This window comes from Brevibacillus sp. HB1.1, from assembly GCF_013332445.1.
GTDB classification, from domain to species: Bacteria; Bacillota; Bacilli; order Brevibacillales; family Brevibacillaceae; genus Brevibacillus; species Brevibacillus porteri.
Genome location: NZ_JABMIV010000010.1, coordinates 245,593 through 260,175, shown reverse-complemented (window position 1 = coordinate 260,175; position 14,583 = coordinate 245,593). Strand labels below are relative to the sequence as shown.

General features: G+C 49.4%; 16 protein-coding genes. 6 read left to right on the top strand and 10 right to left on the bottom strand.

Annotation, left to right across the window (positions count from 1 at the left end; genetic code table 11):
* Positions 1 to 24 precede the first annotated feature (24 nt).
* The 7 genes from cimA to HPY27_RS23650 all read right to left on the bottom strand — a co-directional run bounded on the left by cimA (position 25) and on the right by HPY27_RS23650 (position 7,606).
* Positions 25 to 1,647, bottom strand: a complete 1,623-nt coding sequence (cimA, locus tag HPY27_RS23680; protein ID WP_173623931.1) for a citramalate synthase — start codon at positions 1,645 to 1,647, stop codon at positions 25 to 27.
* A gap of 118 nt (positions 1,648 to 1,765) precedes the next feature.
* The gene (locus tag HPY27_RS23675) at positions 1,766 to 2,605 is read right to left on the bottom strand and encodes an alpha/beta hydrolase (protein WP_173623932.1); all 840 of its coding nucleotides are present in this window, start codon (positions 2,603 to 2,605) and stop codon (positions 1,766 to 1,768) included.
* Positions 2,606 to 2,693: 88 nt separating this feature from the next.
* Positions 2,694 to 3,800, bottom strand: coding sequence for a YheC/YheD family endospore coat-associated protein (locus HPY27_RS23670; RefSeq protein WP_174226114.1), 1,107 nt, complete (start codon positions 3,798 to 3,800; stop codon positions 2,694 to 2,696).
* A 117-nt stretch (positions 3,801 to 3,917) separates the two neighbouring features.
* Positions 3,918 to 5,111 carry a M20 metallopeptidase family protein gene (locus HPY27_RS23665; RefSeq protein WP_174226113.1) on the bottom strand — a complete coding sequence of 398 codons (1,194 nt, stop codon included), beginning with the start codon at positions 5,109 to 5,111 and terminating at the stop codon, positions 3,918 to 3,920.
* A gap of 75 nt (positions 5,112 to 5,186) precedes the next feature.
* Positions 5,187 to 6,185 (bottom strand): histidinol phosphate phosphatase domain-containing protein, encoded by a 999-nt coding sequence (locus HPY27_RS23660; RefSeq protein WP_017250672.1) that lies wholly within the window; start codon positions 6,183 to 6,185, stop codon positions 5,187 to 5,189.
* 153 nt (positions 6,186 to 6,338) lie between these two features.
* A complete protein-coding gene (locus HPY27_RS23655; RefSeq protein ID WP_174226112.1) occupies positions 6,339 to 6,815 on the bottom strand; it encodes a dihydrofolate reductase in 477 nt (158 codons plus the stop codon).
* The gene (locus HPY27_RS23650; RefSeq protein ID WP_017250674.1) at positions 6,812 to 7,606 is read right to left on the bottom strand and encodes a thymidylate synthase; all 795 of its coding nucleotides are present in this window, start codon (positions 7,604 to 7,606) and stop codon (positions 6,812 to 6,814) included. The genes HPY27_RS23655 and HPY27_RS23650 overlap by 4 nt, the downstream gene beginning before the upstream one ends.
* A gap of 107 nt (positions 7,607 to 7,713) precedes the next feature.
* On the opposite strand from HPY27_RS23650, the gene pdxR (HPY27_RS23645) reads away from it, so the two are divergent.
* Positions 7,714 to 9,153, top strand: coding sequence for a MocR-like pyridoxine biosynthesis transcription factor PdxR (pdxR, locus tag HPY27_RS23645; protein WP_174226111.1), 1,440 nt, complete (start codon positions 7,714 to 7,716; stop codon positions 9,151 to 9,153).
* Between the two features lie 117 nt (positions 9,154 to 9,270).
* A complete protein-coding gene (locus tag HPY27_RS23640; RefSeq protein WP_007728714.1) occupies positions 9,271 to 9,471 on the top strand; it encodes a hypothetical protein in 201 nt (66 codons plus the stop codon).
* 116 nt (positions 9,472 to 9,587) lie between these two features.
* On the opposite strand, the gene HPY27_RS23635 is transcribed toward HPY27_RS23640, so the two are convergent.
* On the bottom strand, positions 9,588 to 9,794 hold the full coding sequence (locus HPY27_RS23635) for a cold-shock protein (RefSeq protein ID WP_069847928.1): 207 nt from the start codon (positions 9,792 to 9,794) through the stop codon (positions 9,588 to 9,590).
* A gap of 124 nt (positions 9,795 to 9,918) precedes the next feature.
* Between HPY27_RS23635 and HPY27_RS23630 the strand changes: the two genes are divergently transcribed.
* From HPY27_RS23630 to HPY27_RS23620, 3 genes are all read left to right on the top strand, one after another.
* Positions 9,919 to 10,398: an outer membrane protein assembly factor BamD gene (locus HPY27_RS23630; protein WP_017250677.1), complete on the top strand. Its 480-nt coding sequence runs from the start codon at positions 9,919 to 9,921 to the stop codon at positions 10,396 to 10,398.
* A gap of 186 nt (positions 10,399 to 10,584) precedes the next feature.
* Positions 10,585 to 12,048 (top strand): sodium/proline symporter PutP, encoded by a 1,464-nt coding sequence (putP, locus tag HPY27_RS23625; RefSeq protein WP_174226110.1) that lies wholly within the window; start codon positions 10,585 to 10,587, stop codon positions 12,046 to 12,048.
* A 144-nt stretch (positions 12,049 to 12,192) separates the two neighbouring features.
* Positions 12,193 to 12,438 carry a DUF3951 domain-containing protein gene (locus HPY27_RS23620; RefSeq protein WP_173623939.1) on the top strand — a complete coding sequence of 82 codons (246 nt, stop codon included), beginning with the start codon at positions 12,193 to 12,195 and terminating at the stop codon, positions 12,436 to 12,438.
* Here HPY27_RS23620 and pdxR (HPY27_RS23615) read toward each other — a convergent pair.
* Together pdxR (HPY27_RS23615) and HPY27_RS30215 are read right to left on the bottom strand one after the other, a co-directional pair.
* Positions 12,433 to 13,722, bottom strand: coding sequence for a MocR-like pyridoxine biosynthesis transcription factor PdxR (gene pdxR, locus HPY27_RS23615; protein WP_254612973.1), 1,290 nt, complete (start codon positions 13,720 to 13,722; stop codon positions 12,433 to 12,435). The two genes, HPY27_RS23620 and pdxR (HPY27_RS23615), sit on opposite strands and share 6 nt — an antisense overlap.
* Complete coding sequence (locus HPY27_RS30215; protein ID WP_254612972.1) at positions 13,688 to 13,846, bottom strand: hypothetical protein; 159 nt, start codon at positions 13,844 to 13,846, stop codon at positions 13,688 to 13,690. The genes pdxR (HPY27_RS23615) and HPY27_RS30215 overlap by 35 nt, the downstream gene beginning before the upstream one ends.
* A 114-nt stretch (positions 13,847 to 13,960) precedes the next feature.
* On the opposite strand from HPY27_RS30215, the gene HPY27_RS23610 reads away from it, so the two are divergent.
* The gene (locus HPY27_RS23610) at positions 13,961 to 14,530 is read left to right on the top strand and encodes a GNAT family N-acetyltransferase (protein ID WP_069847938.1); all 570 of its coding nucleotides are present in this window, start codon (positions 13,961 to 13,963) and stop codon (positions 14,528 to 14,530) included.
* The last annotated feature ends 53 nt before the right edge of the window (positions 14,531 to 14,583 follow it).

The window sequence follows — 14,583 nt, the reverse complement described above, 5'->3', positions numbered from 1 at the left end:
CAAATGCCAGGGCTGGTCTCTTTATTAATGATTTACAATTCCTACGCGCGTCCCGGAGGAAGCAAGGCTTCCGACTTCCTCGCAGCCTTCCTTCCAAAGCAAGTAACGGATACTGTCTGCCAGCGCTTCCCAGCTCGCCTCGATGACGTTGGTGGAGACGCCGACTGTGCTCCACTTTTCGCCGTTGCTCGAGGATTCGATTAGGACACGTACTTTTGCGGCAGTCGCGCCGTTTTCGTCCAAGACACGCACCTTGTAATCTTCTAGCTGCATTTTTGCAATGCACGGGTAGTAGCCTTCCAATGCTTTTCGCATGGCATTGTCCAGTGCGTTCACCGGACCATTGCCATCAGCTGCCGTATGGACAGACTCCCCGTTCACACGCAGCTTCACAGTCGCCTCCGACGTGATCGATTGGACGGCTGCCTTTTCCAGCATGATTTTGAATGAGTCCAGCTTGAACAGGTTTTTCAGCTTGCCGGAGGCTTCCAGCAGCATCAGCGTTAGCGAAGCCTCTGCTCCTTCGTATTGATAGCCTTGGAATTCGCGCTCTTTGATGTGTGTAATGATTTCTCTCGCCTTTTCGCGATCCAGCGACAGATCGATCTCCAGCTCTTCCATTTTGGCGAGCAAATTGCTTTGTCCTGCGAGCTCTGAGACGAGTACGCGACGTTTGTTGCCGATGTTTTCTGGCTCGATGTGCTCGTACGTTTTCGGGTCGCGCATCACGGCACTTACGTGAATACCACCCTTGTGAGCAAAAGCACTATAACCGACAAACGGTTGGTTGTTCGGCATCGTCATGTTGGCAATTTCCGCTACATAGCGCGACAGCTGTGTCAGCTCCTGCAATTGATCAGTGCTCACACAGTGAAAGCCGAGCTTGAGCTGCAAATTCGGAACCACGGAGATCAGGTTGACGTTCCCACAGCGCTCACCGATGCCATTAATGGTTCCTTGTACTTGCTGTGCGCCCGCTTGAATCGCAGCTAACGTATTGGCAACTGCCACTCCGCTGTCATTATGCGGATGGATGCCTACAGGCGTCCGTAGATGGCCGACAGTCGTTTTGACAATATCATAGACTTCATGCGGCAGTGTTCCACCATTTGTATCACAGAGAACAATCCAGTCAGCTCCAGCTTCTTCTGCCGCTTCCAGCACCCGCAATGCGTAGCGCGGATTCGCCTTGTACCCATCGAAAAAATGCTCTGCCAAAAAGAGAGTCGTCAGTCCGTTTTCTTTTAAAAATGCGACCGAATCAGCGACCATGCGCACGTTTTCTTCCAATGTCGTCTTGAGAGCATCCGTCACGTGCAAGTCCCATGATTTCCCGAAAATCGCCGCCGCGCCTACCCCGCTTAAGATCAACGCTTGCAGATTGTCATCATCCGCCGCTGCTACATTCGGTCTACAGGTACTGCCAAAAGCCGTTACCTTTGCGTGCTGCAGCGGAATCTCCCGGATACGCTCAAAAAAAGCCATGTCCTTTGGATTGCTGCCTGGCCAACCGCCTTCAATAAAATCGATACCAAACTGATCCAGCCGCAGTGCGATCTTTATCTTGTCTTCTACCGACAGGCTGATCCCTTCTCCCTGCGTACCATCTCGCAGGGTCGTATCATACAGATACACCTTGCTATTCATGTTTCTTCTCCACCTGTTCTGTTATTTTTCTGAATAATCACATCATTCAAACCGTTAGACGATACCCAGTATACCACAGCCCAAATGGAAAGAAAACGCAGGAAAATAGAGGTTTTTTCTATGTCCGTGGGGTGCGGACAAATGCGACGGTTTGTTTGATCGCAGCTTCCAACGGAGCCGATGTTCCTGCAAACGGATGACGCGTGTTAAATGTATGATCTCCGCCTTCTATCCAGTGCAGCTCGCTGTTTTTGGCAGCCTGATGAATTCTTTTTGCACCCTCTACCAGACGGACATAATCTTTTTCTCCTGTGATGATGCACAGTGGTTGTTCCATCGTAGAAACACGTTCCAAAATATCGTAATGTTGGCGATTGTTGTCCACATCCTCGATCACGACTCTCGTGATTGGCATATCTTGACCGGTTCGCGCATTCGCTATGTATCCAACGCCTGTCTCTTCTATTTGTTGGCGCAGCTTCTCGTCGAACAAATCGACATGGGCGATTCCGTTCCAGGTCACAATCCCTGCCACATGCGGGTTATTTGCTCCGAATAAAATCGCATCACCGCCGCCCTTGCTATGTCCCAATACGTACAGCTTCGTTTTGTCCACATAATCAGGTACAGGAAGCTCGCCTGACAAAATCCGTTCCGTCAAGGCTTGCAAATCAGCCAGTTCACGCGCATACGTATTGCGCCCGAATTTCTCCAGCTCATCGAACTCCGTCAAGCTCTCCCCTACGCCATTGCAGCTAAAGTTAAAGCGAATCGTGGTAATGCCTTGCTTGGCGAGCTCATCGGCTACGTAGGGAAAGCTTCCCCAATCCTTGAAGCCTTTAAAGCCATGGCAAAATAGCAGTAGCGGCTGTGCTGAACCCGCCGCTTCCTCCGTATGAATGTCTCCTCGCAGTGTCAACTCCTCGTCGAGTGCGATGGAAAATGATTGCTTTTGCATGTGCGTTTCACCTCTTGTGCATTTTTTTATTATTATGCCGTGTCCCCCTCTGAAAAGAAACGGAAATACCAAAAAAAGAGACCTTCCTCTATGGAAGATCCCTCAGTCGCTCAGACTTCTCTTTATTAACGAGATACAACGCATACTCCAACGGCCGTCGAACCGCCATCTTATATCGCTTATGCTGACGCAACTGCTTGAAAATTTCTCTGCCCGGCTTCGGATTGATTTCGATAATCCAAACCTTCCCGTGAACATCAATACCCAGGTCAAAGCCAAACTCCATCATCAGGCCGAAATGCTCTTCAATGCGTGTGACAGTCTTGATCGCGAGCTCCTTGCATTCCAGCACAATCCGCTCTGCCATTTCCTGACCAAATCGTTCGACCAAAAAGGAAACAGCAGGTAAAGCGGTTCCTCCCCCATGCAAATTCGAGGTGGACGATTGTAACGGCCCAACGCGAATGCCCATCCCGGTCAAGCACCACTGACCCTTCCCGTCCTTTTGCACAAGCATGCGAGCATCTACTGTTCGCTTGGGAACCAGTGACAACCGTAGCCCCTGTTGAAGAAAAAACTGCTCGTTTCCGCTCTTCTCATTCTTCATCCAATGCTCCAGCCGCTCGCACACCTCTGTGAGCGTCGCCAGTTTTTCGCAGCTTTTGGCTTGCTTCTTGGTCCTGCCATGCAAAAGATAGCGACCTGCTCGTTTCTCCACACGCAGTATGCTTCTGCCACCTGTGCCGTTTGTCGGCTTGAGATAAACCAGACGATGATCGGCAAGCATCGCATCAAGCGTTTTTCTGTCGTAGGGGAGTGTTTCGGGAAGCCAGCGCTGTAGCTCAGGATCTTGTATCAAAATCTGATGAACGACATATTTGTTCGAGAAGCGGTTATTCGCATAACGAAACCAGTCTTGCTTGCGAAATGGCAAATAGGCACGATGCTTGGGCAATGGATAGTAGCGATAACGGTCGATGACGATATCGGGCCAGGCAAAACACTCTCGTCTCCACTTCGTGCCATCTGGTACAAAACCGTTGATCCGCTTTTCTGCAAACTGGACATCTTGTGGGCTAAACAAAAAAACCTCTGCCCCCATTTCTCTCCCTTCCTCAACCAGCCTTCGTAAAAAGCCGGGCTCGACAAAGCCTGATTCTCTTCGGTAGGTCAGTACGCCTATCCGTTTTCTCACCGAAAGGCCACTCCCTCCCTTGTTCAATTTTCTAGCTAGCCTCGTATAGCTTATGGTTGAAAGCAAAAAAAGCGCCTTTGTCCTATGTAGGCAAAAGCGCATCTTTCATGAGTTTTCTTATTGTTGATGTGTTTCCAAATAGTGCAACGCTGTTCGTCCCAAGAGCTCGCCTGCGATCAGCATGGCATCCTCGTCGATATCAAAGCGGGGATGGTGATGTGGATATGTCGCCAGCTTTTCCGGATTGCCTGCCCCTACGAACAAGTAAGCGCCGGACACCTTTTCCAAGTAGTAAGAAAAGTCCTCGCCACCCATCAACGGCTTCATCGACTCCACGCGACCAGCTCCGAATGCAGCAATGGCTGCTTCCTGTGCGATCGCCGCTTCTTTTTCATGGTTAATGACGGCTGGATACCCTCGATCGTAGACAACCGTAGCGCTACCTCCCATCATAGCAGCTGTCCCCTCCGCAATTTCTGTCAGGCGCTGCTCCGCACGATCGCGGACGTCTGGCAAAAAGGTGCGGACAGTCCCTGTCAAACGACAGCTATCTGCGATGATGTTCGTACTGTCTCCCCCATGGAACGTCCCCACGGTCACGACCACACTCTCTAATGGGCTGACGTTGCGACTGGCAATCGTTTGGAGATGACCGACAATTTGTGAACCGATCACAATGGAGTCGACGGTTTCTTCTGGAACAGCACCGTGTCCCCCTCTTCCTTTGATCTCGATGGAAAAGTCGTCCGTATTCGCCATGAGCGGACCTGCACTAATATACACCTTGCCCACAGGGAACATCGACCAGAGATGAACGCCAAAGATCGCATCGACGCCATCTACAGCACCATCCTGAACCATTTGGGTAGCTCCACCCGGATTTTCCTCTTCCGCATGCTGAAAGACAAAGCGAATTTCTCCGGCAAACTGCTCACGATGTGCTGCCAACACAGAAGCGAGTCCTAACAGCTGAGAAGTGTGCGCATCATGTCCACACGCATGCATAACGCCAGGTACGGTAGATTTATACGGCACCTCTTTTTGATCCTGAATCGGCAATGCGTCAAAATCCGCACGCAACGCGACAACCTTTCCTGGGCGACCTCCGCGCAAAACGCCGATGACTCCTCTACCGCCCACGCCTGTGCGAACCTCATCAAAATGAAGTCCTCTCAATATTTCGGCAATAAGGGCTGGGGTCTTTTCTTCTTGAAAGGAAAGCTCGGGATGCTGGTGCAGATGACGCCTCCAGCTAATGATTTGCGGCTCCATCTCTTTGAGCAGCTCTTTTAATTGTTCCTGCAAGGCCATGGTTTTTATTCCTCCCACTGGATGCACCATTCTTCTTTCATCATAGCAGAATCATGGGCCAAATGGGGAGCTTGACTAATCCAGAGCGAGCATGCTGCGTTTTCGCTTCTCAAAAACCGCAAAGCTCGTATAGCCTACTCGTTTCAACTGCGCTCGAGCCTCGTCCAACTGCTGACCGACTTGCTCAGGTGCAGTAGCGCTAGACGCCAAGGTAATGGGCACCTCATTCTGGAACAAAATTTCCAGAAAGCGATAACTGGGCGAAAATTCCCGGAGCTGACTCGCCAGACCGTAGCCTGTATTGATTTCCGTCGCAATCTCCCTGCGTCCAAGAGCTCGAGCCACACGCTGATAATACGGCAATAGTGCCGTTTCATCTGGTCGCACACCAAACGCTTTGATGCCATCGATATGGGCAATGACATCGAATAATTGCGATTCGATCGCCTGCTCCAGCTTATCAAAATAAAGGCTGTACAATCCGATTAGTTCCTGTCTTCCAAAGCGTTCTCGTGCATCCTGGATCGAATAGCCCCAGCCTTCCAGAAAATGTACGGCCCCTATGCACACATCCCAAGGATATTGATTGATGACATGCCGCAGTGTCTCTTCTCCACCTGAAAAATAATCCAGTTCAATCCCGACACGCAGGTCAATCCCGTCCTCCGCCCAACGAAGCCGCTCTTTTTGCATGAAAACAACAAAGCTGTCCAGAGAGTCATTTGCGACCTGACTCAGCCATTTGCGCTGTGCCGTCCCCAAGCGATCAGAGCCGATGTGCACATGCTGCTCGTAGTACGGCCGATACTCAAGAAAACGATATAAGTGCTCCACCACGCAAACTTGCTGAATCCCCGCCTGTTTGGCACGTAATCGATACAATTCAAGCCAGTCCCGTGAATACGGGCCTTGTTGAAGGCGCTCAGCCAACCCATCGGTCAGCATACTAGCCCATTTTCGGCTCCCCTTCACTTCGGCATGCTCCACGAGAGGGCGCAATGATTCCGCTTGCTTGAGCAACCAGTCCAGCGAATACGGCCCTTCCTCCAGATGGACGTGAAAGTCTACCTTCATCCCGATCACCTCCTTGGGTTCGTCCCTGCTATTTTCTATCGTTTATATGCTTGTGGTTCCATACATATGTCGAGTATTCACATGACGAGCAACCAAGCAGAAGAGGTGAAAAAAGAACAAAAAAATGCCTCAGCAACGAGGCATTTTCGATTATCAGCTATTTTTTCGTTCATACACGTAAAACGCATGCGGATGAACGTTCTTCTCATCCACGATACCCTCACGCTTGTCCACCAAGGTGTAAGCATCCCGATCCCATGCTGGGAAAAACGTATCGCCCTCAGTTTCCAAATCGATCTCCGTAATGTACAGCCGATCAACAACATCGAGGAACTGACGATAAATTTCCGAGCCACCAAAGATGATGACATCACCCAGTGCGAGCACTTCTTCCTTCGTATGAACGACATCTACACCTTCAGGGTGAAAGTCCTGGCTGCGTGTCAGGACGACATTTCTGCGGTTAGGCAGCGGCTTGCCGATCGATTCGAACGTTTTGCGTCCCATGACGATCGTTTTGCCTGTCGTTAATTCCTTCACATTTTTCAAGTCAGCAGGTAGGTGCCACGGCATGTCGCCATCTTTTCCGATGACTTGATTGCGGGCATAGGCAACAATCAGGCTGATCATACGGCCACCTCGCCTTTGATGTGCGGGTGGGATTCGTAGCCGACGATTTCAATATCTTCGTATTTGAAGTCAAAAATCGAAGTCACTTCTGGATTGAGCACGAGCTTCGGCAGTGTTTTCGGCTCGCGAGTGAGCTGGAGCTTGACCTGCTCGATATGGTTGAGATACAGATGAGCATCACCGATCGTATGAACAAAATCGCCCACTTCAAGTCCAGTGACATGCGCCACCATATGCGTCAGCAATGCGTAGGAAGCGATATTAAACGGCACACCCAAAAATGTATCGCCACTGCGCTGATACAGCTGGCAGGATAGCTTGCCATTCGCTACGTAAAACTGGAACAACAGGTGACAAGGCGGCAATGCCATCTTGTCCAATTCAGCCGGATTCCACGCGCTAACGATCAAGCGGCGAGAGTCCGGATTGCGTTTGATCTCATCAATGACCCATTGAATCTGGTCCACTGTTTTGCCGTCGCGTCCCGCAAAGGAACGCCATTGGCTTCCGTATACCGGGCCCAAATCTCCGTTTTCATCGGCCCATTCGTTCCAGATCCGCACGCCGTTTTCCTGCAAGTAGCGGACATTGGTATCGCCTGATAAAAACCAGAGCAATTCGTGGATGATCGATTTCATATGCAGCTTTTTCGTTGTGACCATTGGAAAGCCTTCACTCAGATCAAAACGCATCTGATGCCCAAAAACACTGGTCGTTCCGGTGCCTGTCCGATCCTCTTTTGTGACACCCTCATCTAAAATGCGCTGGCACAAATCCAGGTATTGTTTCATCGTCCATCTCTCCTTCCATCTCATCTATTTTACCTGACCCAGACGAAAATGAAAGATCGGAATGTCATGATATAATAAATGGATAAATGTAGAAAGCGGGATTCGGGATGGATGGTATATCTTCTACGGCTACAAAGCCCTTATATAAACAAATAGCAGTGCAAATCGAGCAAAGAATCAGCAGTGGTGAATTCGGTCCTGGCAGCTATTTGCCCTCGGAGCGCACCCTAGCCAAGGAACTGAATGTCAACCGTTCGACCGTCGTCGCGGCATACGATGAGCTGCAAGCAGCAGGTATGATCGAGCGCATTCAAGGAAGTGGTACCATTGTCAGCCAAGATATTTGGGGACTCGCACGGACACGCGTTCCGAACTGGCGTCATCTGACGGAGTCAGGGTCGTTTCGTCCGAATTTACCATTGATTCGCAAAATCCGTCGTGAAACACAGGAAAATGAGTTGATTGATTTGGCGAGTGGCGAGCTCTCGACCGATCTCGTCCCCAATCAAACACTTCAGCAGCTCATGACCCCCGATGACTTCCCCGCTCATCTCGGCTATGAGCATCCGCAGGGCAATTGGGCTTTGCGAGAGACATTGAGTCTCCATATGAAAACATGGCGAAGCATCGCAGCACCTGCTACCTCGATCATGATCACGTCAGGAGCGCAGCAGGCTCTTCACCTCGTCGTTCAATGCTTGTTAAAGCCAGGAGATGCGGTAGCCATTGAGGAGCCGTCTTACTGTTATTCCTTGCCGCTTTTTCATTCCGCTGGCTTGCGTACGTTCTCACTGCCTATCGACCGGGACGGAATCGATCCAAAGCACTTGGCACAGCTGCACCGCCAGCACCGCATCAAAATGGTTTTTCTCAATCCGAATTATCAAAATCCGACAGGGACACTGCTTTCATTAGAGCGTCGCCATGAATTGCTCGCGTTCTCCTATGAAAACGGGATTCCGATCATCGAGGATGATCCATATAGCTTGACCAGTTTTTCAAGAGAGCCCGTCCCAACCTTAAAATCGCTGGATCAACACGGAACAGTACTCTACATCAGCTCTTTGACCAAAATTGTAGCCTCAGGTCTGCGGATCGGCTGGATCGTAGGGCCGCCTACTGTCATGGAAAGACTGGCAGATGCGAAACAGCAGTTTGATTTTGGGCACAGCATTTTTCCGCAATGGCTCGCGAATCGCTTTCTCGGATCCCCTCAGTTTGTGAGTCACATCGATCTTCTGCGAACAGAGCTATCCTTGCGGCACGATCAGCTTGTCTCCTCGCTTCAAGACAAGTTCGGTGACCAAGTAGAAATGGTCGGTTCAGAAGGAGGCATTCACTTGTGGTGTAAATTCAAAGGGGAATGGAGCGGCGAAACTCTCCTCACAGAATCAGTCAAACGGGGAGTTGTCTTCGTTCCGGGACATCTTTTCGGGGCAGAGCAAGGATATGTTCGCTTCACCTTTGGCAGAGCTACCACAGATCAGATCCCTGAGGCAGTTTCGCGCTTAGCGGATGCATTCATGGCAAGTGGATGGGCAAAATAATCCCCAAGTGGATGGCAACATTTTTGTACGGTCGGTATATGATCGAAGTAGGCTACCGTATGCATCCTCGTGTATATCCAGCAGGATGACTGTGCCATACAGAAAGGACTGGCTGTTATGAGTATTTTGCCTTTCATTATTGCTATTATTGTACTTGTTCTTATAGGTCTGGTCGTTACGATTAAAATCGGAATTAACCCATCCGAATCCAAAGTACGGGGCTTTAAACAACGCTCCCGCAATTTGTTGATCATTTACGGCATCATTACGATCGCTCTGGTCATTGCATTGTCAGTCTTTCTCTACAACAACCTTTGATCAATCCCGAACGCAACATGACATAAATAAGACGCCGTCTGCCTTGTACAGGTATGACGGCGTTTTTGAATCGAAGGAAGTCCTTCGTCATGTGTGTTTAGAAGATGATACCTCTTTTACACGACTTTCCTCGCTACATTGGCTGCTTGTAACCCCCGCTGTCCATTCACAATCTCAAAAATCACCTGCTCGCCTTCCTCCAAATTCCGGTAACCTTGCCCCGTAATCGCAGAATAGTGTACGAATACATCAGGTCCTCCATCGCGCTCAATAAACCCATAGCCCTTTTCTTTGCTGAACCATTTTACTTTCCCTTGAATCATTGTGTTTCCTCCCTGTAATCAATGCAGCTCTTACGCTTACCTCATCATATGCGGATGCGAAGTCAGTGGATATACGGTAAAATAAATAAAGTAAGAATCGTCACGCCAGAAAGGAGTGAACCACATGAAAAAAGTTTTGATTGTTGCATGCGCGCTGCTGCTCACTGCCTGCTCCGAAATATCTGAAGGGGTACAAACCGCCCAGCAAGCAGTAGAAACAGGACAGCAAGCGATTGAGACAGGCAAACAGGCTGTCGAAGCGGGACAACAAGTTCTCGAAGCCGGCAAGCAACTGGCTGAGTCTGAAGTCGCCAAACAACTACAAACATACCTCCAGCAAAAATACGAATCCTCTGAGGCATTGCGTAATGCCATGTTCAGCGGAGATGGACAGTTGCTCGTGGAAGAATTGCAAAAGACCGAGCTAGCGAACTTCAGCTTTTACAAATCTGACATGTTTGGTGTTGAATATACAGGCACGCTCTCTGCCGATGGTACTTTCAAAGTGCTTAAGCACGATTTGAACAATCAGGGTGCGGAGCCTACTGTCGTAAAGGAATTCAAAGTAACACTCGACGGAAACGGTCAGGTTCAAGTACAGTAATTTGGAAAACATTTCAAGAAAAGCCTGCGATCAATCTTCGCGGGCTTTTTCGTGTTATTAAAAAACTTTTTATTGAGGCTCTACATAATTTTCTGTGTTTCCTTATAGATTTTTATAATTGGGCATGATAACGTGTAAGATGTTCATATAAAATTCATAAATACTAAACACAACGAGGTGATGCCAATGAATATGCTGCTCGCATCTATAATTGTGTACATGGCAGGTATGCTGTTAATCGGCTATTATGCCTACAAACGTACCTCCAATCTGACTGACTATATGCTTGGTGGTCGATCGCTAGGTCCAACTGTAACCGCTCTCAGCGCGGGTGCATCCGACATGAGTGGCTGGTTGATGATGGGGTTGCCAGGTGCCATGTTTGCCCAAGGTCTTAGCGCATCATGGATCGCGATCGGTCTGACTCTCGGCGCTTATGCCAACTGGCTGTACGTCGCTCCACGCCTTCGTTCGTATACGGAGGTTGCCAACAACTCGATTACGATTCCTGCTTTTTTGGAAAATCGTTTCGGAGATGCGTCTCGGATGCTTCGTCTTGTCTCGGCTCTTGTTATTATGATCTTTTTTACTTTTTACGTCTCATCTGGTCTCGTTTCTGGAGGCGTGTTGTTTGAAAACACCTTCCACCTGAGTTATCAAACCGGGCTATGGATTGTCGGCTTGGTCACCATTGCTTACACATTGTTTGGCGGCTTCCTCGCTGTAAGCTGGACGGACGCTGTACAAGGACTCATTATGGTCATCGCACTCATTCTCGTTCCGCTTATGACCGTTCTTACCGCAGGCGGATTGGGAGAAACATTTACGGAGATCCACGCTGTCGATCCCTCTTTGCTCGATATTTTTAAAGGGACGAGCCTGCTCGGCATCATTTCCCTGTTTGCATGGGGACTCGGCTATTTCGGACAACCGCACATTATCGTTCGCTTTATGGCGATCACGTCCACGAGTGAGATCAAAAAAGCTCGCAGCATCGGTATGGGCTGGATGATTTTCTCCGTCGCTGGCGCCATGCTGACAGGTCTGGTTGGTATCGCCCTGTACTCCAAGCAAGGCTGGACGTTGAGCGATCCTGAGACGATCTTCATCCAGCTGGGTACGATCCTGTTCCATCCACTCATTACCGGCTTTTTGCTGGCGGCGATTTTGGCAGCGATCATGAGTACAATTTCCTCTCAGCTGCTCGTCACGTCCAGCTCCTTGACCGAGGATATTTACAAAACCTTTTTCAAGCGTTCTGCCACTGACAAAGAGCTGGTCACGATTGGCCGCCTGTCCGTCTTGCTCGTATCTGTCGTCGCCTTTTTACTCGCCTTGAATAAAAATGATACGATCCTCGATCTCGTCGGATATGCGTGGGCCGGATTCGGCGCTTCATTTGGGCCTGTCATTCTGCTCTCCCTCTATTGGAAGCGAATGAACAAATGGGGTGCTCTCGCGGGTATGGTCGCAGGCGCGCTTACCGTTATCATCTGGACTCGTTTTGATGTGCTGAAGGACTTCCTTTATGAGATGGTTCCCGGCTTTGCCATTAGCCTGCTCGCCATCGTAGTTGTCAGTCATTTGACCAGCAAGCCTTCGAATGAAGTAACCTCTCAGTTTGATGAATACCAAAAAAGCATGAAATAATCCTTGCCGATAAATGCCAAGCAGCCTATGCGCTGGACAACTGCCCTGTCCCACGCCATAGGCTGCTTTTTTCTGTTGAAACTATTTGAGGCCCCCATCGTAAATCATCGATAACCTCAAAAATAAGGAGGGACAAAAAAACAGATGATGATGATGTCCGGCTTGATTATTGGCGTATCCCTTTTGATTTTTGGCATGCTCGGGATCGCTTGCTACCGCTTTTTTGTGCAAAAGAAACCAGTTGAGCATTACTACACTCCGCTAGATCGCGTGTTCGGGCAAACGCCAGTTGAATTCCATGAGCAAAAGATCGAAAAGAAAGAATCAGAGGAAGAAGAAGGGGATGACAAGGATAAGAACGAGAAGATTAGGCAAAAGCGCAGATCATAATGAAAACCAAGCTTCTACCAAACGACCGATTCCTACCGCAATGTCTTGTTCCTCCACTCCGCCAAATCCAACGATGATTCGCGGTCGTGCATTTGTCGAATCATTGGCCCAATTATGGCCGCTCGGATAAACGCGAACATCGGCCGCACGCGCCAGGTCGATCAGCTCCTTCTCCGTTCGGGAAGTATTTACCTCGAGCAAAATATGCAGCCCTGCTGACTGTCCCAAAACTCGGACTTCCCGGGGCATGTAGGTCTGTATCGCCCGAAGCAGTGCATCGTGCTTGCGGTGATAGACGGTGCGCATTTTTCGGACATGCTTTTCCCAATATCCTTTTTGCATGAACAACTGCATACTTCGTTGCAAATGGCGGGAAACCGGAGAAGGATACGCCTGGAATGCTTCCAAATATCGCCCGAGCAACTGCCTCGGAAGTACCGTATAATCCAAGCGAAGTGCTGGAGAAAATGCTTTGGAAAAATTGCCGATATAAACAACACATCCGTCCCGATCCATCCCTTGCAAAGATGGCGTAGGGTGAACATTGTAGCGGAATTCGCCATCGTAATCATTTTCGATGATGATTCCGTTCTTTCTCTTTGCCCATTGCAGCAATTGCTGACGCTGACCGACTGGCATCACCATCCCATACGGAAATTGATGGGCAGGCGTCGTGTACACGACCGTTGCTTTGCTTTTCTCCAAAGCTTCAATGGACAGGCCCTCTTCCGCTAGCGGGATGGGCACGACCTCATAGCCGTGATGGGAAAAGACGATCCGTGCATCTGCATAGCCAGGCTCCTCGATGGCAACCACACGATGCTGATCTGCCAAGAGCAAACATAAAAAGCTGAGAGCCTGCTGTAATCCGGTGCCGATGATGATTTGCTCAGGCCGACAAATGAGCGTACGTGCTCTGCGCAAATATGTACTGAGCTCTTCTCGGAGCTCCCACTCTCCTTGATCATCCCCATAAAAAGAAAAGTCCTCCGGATAGATATCCAGCGCTTCCAGCATGCAAGAACGCCATGCAGCGTAAGGAAAGGACTTCGTATCGATGACAGAGCCATGAAAGTTGTAGCGACAGGTGAGATGCTCCCCTTTTTTCTTTTTCAAGATGGACGAATACAAGGCAATCTCCTCATCCTGATCCACTGGCTCTGACCATCTCTCGATCTCGGCAGCAAAAAAGCCGCTCCGCTCCCGGCTCACGATGTAGCCTTCTGCGAGCAGTTGCTGATAGGCTGCCTCAATCGTATTTTTTCCGACTCCGCTCGCTTTCATCAACTGACGGATCGATGGTTCCGGACGGTATCTCTCCTGATGCAATCCGTTTGCTCAATTGCTTGTATAGCTGTTGATACAGAGGATCTTTGCTCTGTGCATCCATGATCGGCATGTACTCCATCAGCGGCCCTCCAATCTGTCCCCATCTAACTCTCTTAAACTGTCACTGTGTATAGGAGCAGTTCTCTTTTACAATGATTGTACCAGATTCACCCACACGAAAGGAGAACAAGTCATGCGTATTCATTTGCAAGGAGAAAAGGTCGTTCTGCGAGATATTCGAGCTGAAGATTTGGATACCATCTACTATTGGAAGTACGAAGCAGAGGATCGTGAACATCTCAATTGGAATGGCCCCTACAAACCGCTTGATCCGTACACAAAAGAAGAATATCGCGACCTCCCACGCCATCAGGAGTCTCTTGCTCTCGTTGGGACAGGTGCACCAAGAACCGAACTGATGATTGAGATTGACGGCGAGCTAAAGGGCAGTGTCGGTCGCTACTGGGTATCTGAGGAGACGAACTGGTGCGAAATCGGAATCGTTATTTATGACTCCCGCTATTGGCAGAATGGTTATGGCCGGGAAGCCTTTCGGATGTGGATCGATTACTTGTTTACCCACATGGATACTGTCCGTTTAGGCATTGGTACGTGGTCCGGCAACGAACGGATGATCAAGCTGGCTGCTCACATGGGAATGGTGGAAGAAGCGCGGGTGCGCAAAGCAAGGATTGTACGCGGTGAATATTTCGATGCGATTAAGATGGGGATTTTGCGGGAGGAATGGGAGAATCGGAAATGATATACAATTTGGTAGCTCCTACACATATTAATCATATGACATGAGCCACCTAA